At 44.9% G+C, this 2,117-nt stretch carries 3 protein-coding genes; 2 read left to right on the top strand and 1 reads right to left on the bottom strand.

Annotated elements, in window-relative coordinates; translation table 11 throughout:
• Positions 1 to 98: 98 nt before the first annotated feature.
• Both CAG69_RS13325 and CAG69_RS13320 read left to right on the top strand, forming a co-directional pair.
• On the top strand, positions 99 to 374 hold the full coding sequence (locus tag CAG69_RS13325; RefSeq protein WP_104976440.1) for a GNAT family N-acetyltransferase: 276 nt from the start codon (positions 99 to 101) through the stop codon (positions 372 to 374).
• Positions 371 to 1,348, top strand: coding sequence for a phosphotransferase (locus tag CAG69_RS13320; protein WP_161444617.1), 978 nt, complete (start codon positions 371 to 373; stop codon positions 1,346 to 1,348). Before CAG69_RS13325 ends, CAG69_RS13320 begins: the two co-directional genes overlap by 4 nt.
• A gap of 28 nt (positions 1,349 to 1,376) precedes the next feature.
• On the opposite strand, the gene CAG69_RS13315 is transcribed toward CAG69_RS13320, so the two are convergent.
• On the bottom strand, positions 1,377 to 1,892 hold the full coding sequence (locus CAG69_RS13315) for a GNAT family N-acetyltransferase (RefSeq protein ID WP_053340260.1): 516 nt from the start codon (positions 1,890 to 1,892) through the stop codon (positions 1,377 to 1,379).
• Positions 1,893 to 2,117: the final 225 nt, after the last annotated feature.

Raw genomic sequence — 2,117 nt, 5'->3', positions numbered from 1 at the left:
AATCGCGTGAGGCGAAGCAGCACTCCCGCATGGTATCGATTTTATTCAGTGATATAGTTTGATTCAATCAATCTGTAACAAAAATTAGAGAGCAAGATATGCATAAAGTGACTCATGAAGCCACGAATAGTACATTCTGGGTTGATTTAGAGCAGGGCTATAAAGCCAAGTTGATTTATCAGCTTAAGGGTAATGTCATGCACATTACATCAACGGTTGTTCCTGAAGCACTGCGAGGTAAGGGGTACGGAAAAGTGATGATGGAAGCGGTGTTGCCAGAAATTGAGTCACTCGGTTATCAAATAAAACCAGTTTGCCCATATGTTATTCACTACATGGAGAAGAACCAAACGTGGTCACATCTGCTCGCATGATGAGTAACAACCACCAACGCTACCAAACTATTGGCCAGGAACTCAATCTCGGTAATTACCGCTCTGTAGAAGTCATACAATCGCTATGGGGAGGCTATGGGGAGTTAGTCCGAGTTACTTATTCTACTCGTTCGGTGATCATTAAGCATGTAAAACTCCCTAAGCCTTCAGAGCATCCTAGAGGCTGGAATACGGACCGTTCTCATCAAAGAAAGCTGCACTCTTATCAGGTGGAAGTGAATTGGTATGAGCATTTTTCCGGAGGGGTGGATACTCGCTGCCGAGTACCACAAGGTCTAAAAACGTTCCAATCGGAGAATGAATGGCTCATTGTGATGGAAGATCTCGCCGAGGTGGGCTTGCCAAAAGTCATCACCGATGCAAAGCTAGAGCATCTACGAGCCTGCCTTGCTTGGTTGGCGAACTTTCATGCGCGTTACATCGGTGTTCGCTCGGATAAGCTGTGGCATATCGGCACGTATTGGCACTTGGCAACCAGACCTGATGAGCTTGAGGTGCTGCAAGACACCGAGCTAAAAAATGCCGCTCAATTAATTGATCAAACGCTTTCGCAAGCCAAGTTCAAGACGCTTGTACACGGTGATGCCAAATTGGCGAACTTCTGTTTTGATCGAGAAGAATCAAGCGTTGCTGCGGTCGACTTTCAATACGTCGGACATGGCTGTGCGATGAAAGACGTAGCACTGTTCATGAGCAGCGCCGTCAAGCCAGAACGTTGTGCAGAGATGGAAGTTTGGGTCTTGGATACGTATTTTGCTCAGTTGCAACAGGCGTTAATGGTTTATCAGTCGAATCTTGACCCCAATGAAGTCGAGCGCGAATGGCGTCCTTTGTTTGCGGTTGCGTGGGCTGACTTTCAACGCTTTGTGAAAGGCTGGAGCCCTGATCACTGGAAGATCAATCCTTACACAGAAGCATTGACTAGCAGAGCGCTGACTCACTTACGAAAGTGAGTAGAAGTTTAAAAAGAAAAGCCTCCAATTAGGAGGCTTTGATATACTTTTTACTTGGCCTGATACGTGCCATGTAATAGGTATTGATGAACTCGCCATCTCGGAAGGAGCCATCAATGGCTTCGCCCTCAATTTGAAATCCATGCTTTTTGTACAGCCCAATGGCGGCGCCATTATCGGCGTTGACTTCTATCTGAATTCTTCTCACGTTTAGCCAGTTATCTGCCAGTTCAGTGACTGTTTCAATCAACTTGCTACCAATACCGAGCCCATGGAAGCTGTCATGCACTCCGATGCCAAATGATGCTGTGTGCATTGTTCTTGGACGCTGCGAGTGATGAAAGCCAATGTTACCCACTACTTTACCATCGATTTCAGCGACGTAGCTGTAAACGCCAGCGGGCATATTTGACAATCGTTCTACCCACATTGCGAGCGAAGGTTTTGGGAGTTGCAGGGTTTCACGTTGTGCTTTTGGTTGTGAATAGATTTCTACGAGTGCCGCTGCGTCTTCAACGGTTGTTGGACGTACGATAATTTCCATGCTTCTCTCCTTCGCTTTTTAGTATTAATTTTCAATCTAACCACAGTTCCTTATTTTGGATAGTATTTTTTGAAGTTTGAGAGATAAACACCTTTTAAATTAGGTTCTTATAGCGATGTTTTTCTAAATTTTAGTAGTCATTTATCTTTGAATTTAGCGAATAGATTGCAAAGGTGTTGAATTATTGTACTGAAAATGGCGTGCACGGCAGAGTATCGTGGTGAA

Source organism: Vibrio sp. V43_P6S15P86, assembly GCF_009904725.1.
GTDB lineage: Bacteria > Pseudomonadota > Gammaproteobacteria > Enterobacterales > Vibrionaceae > Vibrio > Vibrio diabolicus.
The sequence above is the reverse complement of the archived record's forward strand: the minus strand, read 5'-3'. Positions and strand labels throughout refer to the sequence as shown.

Excerpts from the sequence above, each read along its gene's own strand:
- CAG69_RS13315 (WP_053340260.1), bottom strand. The coding sequence starts at position 1,892 with ATGGAAATTATCGTACGTCCAACAACCGTTGAAGACGCAGCGGCACTC.
- CAG69_RS13325 (WP_104976440.1), top strand. The coding sequence starts at position 99 with ATGCATAAAGTGACTCATGAAGCCACGAATAGTACATTCTGGGTTGAT.
- CAG69_RS13320 (WP_161444617.1), top strand. The coding sequence starts at position 371 with ATGATGAGTAACAACCACCAACGCTACCAAACTATTGGCCAGGAACTC.